Here is a 6,367-nt window from a genome sequence, read left to right as displayed (position 1 = left end):
GAATACCGGCCTGTCACGCCGGGGGTCGCGGGTTCGAGTCCCGTCCACTCCGCCACTTATTAGAGAAGCCCTGCTAGAAATAGCAGGGCTTTTTTACATCTATCAAAAATGTATATTTAGTAATCAATTGGCGAATAGATAGAATGACAACTCAACTACATCAAACCTTTTAGAAAGCCTAGTCTTACGACTAGGCTTTCGTCGTTTCTGGGGGTTGATAATTTGGTCTTCTACCAATGAGTCCCGCTCGTGTACTAGTCAGATGGAATACAAGTTCAGCTATTCATACTAAGCCCACGCACAACTTCTTGGGCTTTTTTACATTTGAATCCCTGTGTTAGCGTTTTGGTCGAGAGCGTCTCTCAAAAGGTTTACCGGTTTCAGAAAGAACGAACTAGGTGTGTCCGCCTTTCGTCATTTATCAGAAGGCCTAGCCTTACTACTAGGCCTTCGTCGTTTCTAGGTAATGGTCTTTTGCTCTTCAAATAACAAGTCCTCGCTACTGTCGGCCTAAGCTATTCTCTGGTGTTCAATGGAGCTGAACCCCTAAAAATTATATGGCGAGTATTGATTGAACTAGTTACTCACTATGTTTGCGAGTGCGTACAGAGAGGCGACTTATGAATACAAAAACGCCTAGCGTTTGCTAGGCGTTGATAAATCATATCTTGTGTATATTCACTAGAGTATTTGTTTAAGTACTCTGTCAGCTTTGACTCGAGTGATCTTGCGAATCAGCTTTTGAACTTCTTCTGGGTAGCTATCTACTTTGTCTAACTGCTTATAAGTACAAATAAGCTGAGTGTGTTGAAGAATGTTATCTACTTCAGCTTGGAACTTATCAGTTAGGTGGTGATAGTTGTCCTGAATAAAGATTCCGTTCTCTAGATCTAGTTTCCAAGCTCTAGGGTTTAGGTTATTACCAGTAAGCAGCATATAGCGCTTATCGACCCAAATGCCTTTCAGGTGGAAGCTGTTAGAGTCGTGTCGCCAAAGTTGAATCGATAGATTGCGGCTTGCAATATGAGCTTCATTAGCTTTAGCAAAGCGACGTAAGTTCATCTCATAAAGATATGGTAGACCACCAATCGTTTTAAACTCTTCCTCTGGAGAGATGAAGAAATCATTCGCGGTTTTATCACCAACCACAATGCTGACCTTTACTCCACGTTTGAGTGCTTTCTTCACTTCTTTAGCTAGGCTAGGAGGAAAGTTAAAGTAAGGGGTACAAATGAAGATCTCGTCTTTAGCCTGAGCGACCAGTTGATTGATGCCTTGGTTAAGACGATTACGTCGTTTGCCGATGCCTACTAGCGGTGTTACGGCAACTTGCTCTGGTGATACTTCCTGACCATCAAATTGGTACTGAGATCTGGCTAGAGATGCACGAAACTGGCGGATCGCTGGCTTTAGCTCTTTAGTAGCTGGCTTGTTTTTATCAGCTAAGTCGTAAACAGCGCTGTCAGAGATCATTTGTTCATGCACGTAGGCAAACATTGAGTCTGCCAGTGTCGCGTTGTTTAAAACATGGTAGCGGTCAAAGCGGTAGCGCTCGTGATAGTTCAGGTAGATATTATTGAGGCTTGCACCACTGTATATCACGCTGTCATCAACGATAAAGCCCTTTAAGTGCAATACGCCAAAGACTTCTTTACCACGAACAGGAATGCCGTAGACAGGAACTGAATGCTGATATTTTTCAGCAAACTCTTTGTACATGGCTGCATTGCCTTCAGAAGACTCTGCACCAATCAATCCGCGTTGAGCTCTGTGCCAATCAACACAAACGCTCACATCTAGATCTGGATTCTTTTGTTTTGCTTCATATAAGGCAGTTAGGATCTCACGGCCAGCCTCATCATCTTCAAGATACAAAGCGACTAAACTAATACGAGTCGTTGCGCGAGCTATCTCATCAAGTAGACGAATTCGAAACTCTTGCGCTGATAGTAGTACTTCAAACTTATCAGGATTCTGCGCTATGGTTGGCAACTGTATGAATGGATTCCTACTGGCAATCATATTGACTGTTTTACCTTAAAAATATGCAAAATTGCGAACCTTTAATTTTACCAAAGGCATAGCCCCAAATACTAGATAATCGAGGCATTCTCTAACAATTTTGCTGATATTGCATAGGAATGAGATCTTTTCCGCTATTTGAATAACGCTCATATAAAACCCGTAAGGCGTTCGGTAGCTGTTTAGAATCGATCTGCACAAATTGGTGTCGAGTGTAGAAGCTTGTAAGATGCGCATAGGCAAAGCAGTAATCATTCTCTGTGAGTGTGTGCTTTGCACAGTACTCCATTAGTTGGGAACCTAACTGTTTACCGCGATGTTGCTTCGAGATCGCCATACCTGTCAGTAAGCGCGAGTCTTCTATCGTACGAAAACGGACGACACCACAAAGTTCGTCATCAAGTAAGAGTGAATAGATTAACTCACTTTTATTGGCTTTCCCTGTTGGGTAGTGCTCTTTATAGAAGCGTTTAACAAGGGGAACCTTTACTGGGTCTAATTGAGTAATGATGACATTGTTCATTCAGTCACTGCGCCACTGGTTTATCTGCTGTAGAATGAACGCAGTGTAAGTTAATTGAATATCGCCATGCAATTCCATCTCAATGCTAGTTTAAAAAACGTTCATACCTTTTCTATTGATCAAAGCTGTGATGCTTTGGTTGAAGTGACCACGATTGAAGAGTTGATCTCGGTTTATCAGGACCCTAAATGGCAATCTACGCCTAAGCTGATGCTAGGAAAGGGCAGTAACATGCTTTTCACTGAGCATTTTGCAGGCCTTGTCATTATCAATAAGCTGTCTGGTATTACCTTAACGGAGTCGGACAACAATCATTTACTCCATGTTAATGGTGGTGAGGATTGGCCAAGCCTAGTTAAATGGACCGTTGAGCAAGGTTTTGGTGGATTAGAAAACCTAGCCATGATTCCGGGTTGTTCTGGCTCAGCGCCTATCCAGAACATTGGTGCTTATGGAGTTGAGCTACAGGATATATGTGAATACGTCGATATTCTTTGTCTGGATACTTATACAGTTAAGCGATTAAGCAAAGAGGAATGTCTCTTTGGTTACCGAGATTCGATTTTTAAACACGCCCTTTACGGCAAAGCTATTGTGGTCGCGATTGGCTTAACTTTAGCGAAAGCATGGCAGCCATGTAATCACTATGGCCCCTTGAAAAGTCTGTCTGAAGAGACACTTTCACCTCAAACGATATTTAATGAAGTATGTGCTATCCGATCGAGCAAATTGCCAGACCCTTCTGTTCAGGGTAATGCTGGCAGCTTCTTTAAAAACCCGGTGATCAGTAAAGATCATTTTGATCGCTTGCAGTCTGAGTATCCAACGATTGTGGGCTATGCGAGTGAGAATATGATCAAACTCGCTGCTGGTTGGCTGATCGATCAATGTCAGTTTAAAGGTGTGAATCAAGGTGGCGCTCAGGTTCATCCAAATCAAGCACTTGTGATCATCAACTATGATGAGGCGACGGCCGTTGATGTGCTTAGGTTAGCAGAACGAGTTCGTCAGGCTGTGCTAGATAAGTTCGATATTCGCCTGGAACATGAGGTTCGCTTTATGGGAAGAGATGGTGAGACAAATCTCGACAAGGCTTTGGAGGCGTTAGTATGAGAGAGCACAGCACTAAGCTGGCACTGTTAAAATGCCTTGTTGATGGTGAGTTTCATTCTGGCGAAGACCTCGGTGAGGTGATTGGGGTATCTCGAGCTGCTATAAGCAAGCACATCAAGGGTATTCAAGAGTGGGGTTTGGATATCTACCGTGTACAGGGTAAAGGCTACAAGCTAGCGGACCGATTGGACATGCTGGACCATGAGCGACTATCTGCTACTAATAGTAACGCGTCTCTTGAACTGATCCCTATTATAGGGTCGACCAACCAACACCTGTTAGATCGCACCAATGAGCTAGAATCTGGCTCGGTTTGTGTTGCTGAATACCAAGCCTCTGGTCGCGGTCGTCGTGGCAGGGAGTGGGTATCACCATTTGGAGCCAATTTATACCTTTCGATGTACTGGAGACTCGACGCTGGGATGGCAGCTGCGATGGGCCTAAGTCTTGTTGTCGGGGTTGCGGTTGTTGAGGCTCTGGAAGAAATGGGTGTTGAAGGCGTGAAACTCAAATGGCCAAATGACCTTTACCATAACGATAAGAAACTTGCGGGAATCTTAGTTGAGCTGTCGGGGCAATCTGGCGGTGCTGCTCATATTGTGATTGGTTTAGGGCTTAATCTCTCTATGGATCCTGCTACCTCAGGTATTGGTCAGCCGTGGACCTCGCTTAAAGAGGTGTGTGATGGTCAAGTCCCAGATCGTAACCATTTAGCACAGACCCTAATAAACGCATGGGATAAGGCGCTGGTTGATTACGAAATGAAAGGGATGTCGAACTTTGTAGAACGTTGGAACCGCTTGGATAACTTCTTAGGTCGCAATGTGAAGCTGATTATTGGACCTAGAGAAATTGAAGGTGTCGTACAAGGTATTGATGAGCAGGGTGCGGTGTTACTCAAAACCGAGAATGGTATCGAAAGTTATATCGGCGGTGAAATCTCACTAAGGAAAGGTAGCTAGACCTTCCTATTTTCTTAGTAGTACTTCTTCAACCATGTGATCTGCACCTTTTCTTAGAATTAGGTGCGCCCGCTCTCTGGTTGGAAGGATGTTCTTCTCTAGGTTCAACCCATTGATTGAACTCCAGATCCCTTCTGCTTTATCCAATGCCGCTTGGTTCGATAATTTAGTGTAATGACTAAAGTAAGAGCCCGGCTTGGTAAATGCCCCTTCTCTAAACTTCATAAAGCGGTTGATATACCACTCTTTGATTTGCTGGCTGTCTGCATCCACATAGAGTGAAAAGTCCAGGAAGTCAGAAATGAACACACGGTGTGGCTCGTGTGGGTAGTTCATTCCACTCTGTAATACGTTTAGGCCTTCAATGATCAACACGTCAGGTAGGTCAACACACTTAACATCATCAGTAATGTTGTAAGTTAGATGCGAGTAAACTGGCGCGGTGACGTTTCTTTTGCACGCCTTGACGTCTGAGACAAAATTAACTAAACGCTTAATATCGTAAGACTCAGGGAAGCCTTTCTTACTCATCAAGCCTTTCTCTTTCAATACTTCATTTGGATATAAGAAACCGTCAGTGGTGACGAGCTCAACTTTTGGGTGGTTTTCCCAACGAGAGAGCAGGGCCTTAAGTAGACGGGCGGTTGTACTTTTACCTACCGCAACACTGCCGGCAATACCAATAATAAATGGTGGTGCTTTCTCTTTTTTATCGAGGAACTGGTGAAGTACTGAATTGCGGTTTTGTCTGGCTGCCACATAGAGGTTCAATAGACGAGAAAGCGGCAGGTAGATCTCCACAGCTTCTTCCATGGTGAGCTTTTCATTGATGCCTTGAAGCTCTTTTAAGTCGCTCTCAGAAAGTGTCATCGGAACTAAATTCCTTAGTTCAGACCAGTGTGTACGGTCAAATGACATGAATGGGCTCATACAAAACTCTATAGTGGATAACAAAACAAGTGCATGGAAAATACATCAAGCGCTAGATAAATAAAATATCTTCCTGTACTAGATGCGGGTTAAAGACGGAAACCTTGAGCTAAATAGTCGTATTCGAAGTTTGAGCAGAGAATTTTGCACTTTTTTTCAATTTGCTATTGCAAGGTGGAAAATCATTCAATAAAATGCGCCCCACTTGTGCCGACTTAGCTCAGTAGGTAGAGCAACTGACTTGTAATCAGTAGGTCACCAGTTCGATTCCGGTAGTCGGCACCACTTTCTCCCTTCCTTTAAGGCTGCGAGAGAAAGCTCAAAAATTTGGAGAGGTTCCCGAGTGGCCAAAGGGAGCAGACTGTAAATCTGTTGGCACTGCCTTCGATGGTTCGAATCCGTCCCTCTCCACCATATTCTAAAGGTTAAATAGCTCAAACAGAGTTACGTGTTGCGTGCATCGTATAATGGCTATTACCTCAGCCTTCCAAGCTGATGATGCGGGTTCGATTCCCGCTGCACGCTCCAACTCATTTTGTGTGCTGATATAGCTCAGTCGGTAGAGCGCACCCTTGGTAAGGGTGAGGTCCCCAGTTCGACTCTGGGTATTAGCACCAGTCTAAAGCTTCTTCTCCTTTAATAAAGAAAACCATTTTTTTTGGTTGCGTGGTCTTATTTTAAGCCACCTAATCCGTACCTAGAGGGACACCCCATGTCTAAAGAAAAATTTGAACGTACGAAACCGCACGTAAACGTTGGTACTATCGGCCACGTTGACCACGGTAAAACAACTCTAACTGCTGCTATCTGTACTACA

Annotated in this window: 6 protein-coding genes and 4 tRNA genes; 7 read left to right on the top strand and 3 right to left on the bottom strand. The window is 43.9% G+C overall.

Annotation, left to right across the window (positions count from 1 at the left end; genetic code table 11):
- Positions 1-681 precede the first annotated feature (681 nt).
- Positions 682-2,022, bottom strand: coding sequence for a CDP-diacylglycerol--serine O-phosphatidyltransferase (pssA, locus tag F0228_RS25475; protein ID WP_061034338.1), 1,341 nt, complete (start codon positions 2,020-2,022; stop codon positions 682-684).
- Positions 2,023-2,113: 91 nt separating this feature from the next.
- On the bottom strand, positions 2,114-2,545 hold the full coding sequence (locus F0228_RS25470; RefSeq protein WP_061034337.1) for a GNAT family N-acetyltransferase: 432 nt from the start codon (positions 2,543-2,545) through the stop codon (positions 2,114-2,116).
- Positions 2,546-2,611: 66 nt separating this feature from the next.
- On the opposite strand from F0228_RS25470, the gene murB reads away from it, so the two are divergent.
- Positions 2,612-3,658 (top strand): UDP-N-acetylmuramate dehydrogenase, encoded by a 1,047-nt coding sequence (gene murB / locus F0228_RS25465; RefSeq protein ID WP_116871561.1) that lies wholly within the window; start codon positions 2,612-2,614, stop codon positions 3,656-3,658.
- Positions 3,655-4,620 carry a bifunctional biotin--[acetyl-CoA-carboxylase] ligase/biotin operon repressor BirA gene (gene birA, locus F0228_RS25460; protein WP_171731968.1) on the top strand — a complete coding sequence of 322 codons (966 nt, stop codon included), beginning with the start codon at positions 3,655-3,657 and terminating at the stop codon, positions 4,618-4,620. Before murB ends, birA begins: the two co-directional genes overlap by 4 nt.
- A 6-nt stretch (positions 4,621-4,626) precedes the next feature.
- Here the strand turns inward: birA and coaA are convergent, their stop codons facing one another.
- Positions 4,627-5,550 (bottom strand): type I pantothenate kinase, encoded by a 924-nt coding sequence (gene coaA, locus F0228_RS25455; protein ID WP_171731967.1) that lies wholly within the window; start codon positions 5,548-5,550, stop codon positions 4,627-4,629.
- Positions 5,551-5,759: 209 nt separating this feature from the next.
- On the opposite strand from coaA, the gene F0228_RS25450 reads away from it, so the two are divergent.
- The 5 genes from F0228_RS25450 to F0228_RS25430 form a co-directional block, all read left to right on the top strand.
- Positions 5,760-5,835 (top strand) — tRNA-Thr (locus tag F0228_RS25450).
- A 44-nt stretch (positions 5,836-5,879) separates the two neighbouring features.
- A tRNA-Tyr gene (locus F0228_RS25445) sits at positions 5,880-5,964 on the top strand.
- A gap of 39 nt (positions 5,965-6,003) precedes the next feature.
- A tRNA-Gly gene (locus tag F0228_RS25440) sits at positions 6,004-6,078 on the top strand.
- 13 nt (positions 6,079-6,091) lie between these two features.
- A tRNA-Thr gene (locus F0228_RS25435) sits at positions 6,092-6,167 on the top strand.
- 41 nt (positions 6,168-6,208) lie between these two features.
- Positions 6,209-6,367, top strand: a 159-nt coding sequence (locus tag F0228_RS25430; RefSeq protein WP_253643689.1) for a GTP-binding protein, incomplete at its 3' end; no start/stop codon positions are given.

Source organism: Vibrio sp. 99K-1 (genome assembly GCF_013114585.1).
GTDB classification, from domain to species: domain Bacteria; phylum Pseudomonadota; class Gammaproteobacteria; order Enterobacterales; family Vibrionaceae; genus Vibrio; species Vibrio chagasii_B.
The sequence above is the reverse complement of the archived record's forward strand: the minus strand, read 5'-3'. Positions and strand labels throughout refer to the sequence as shown.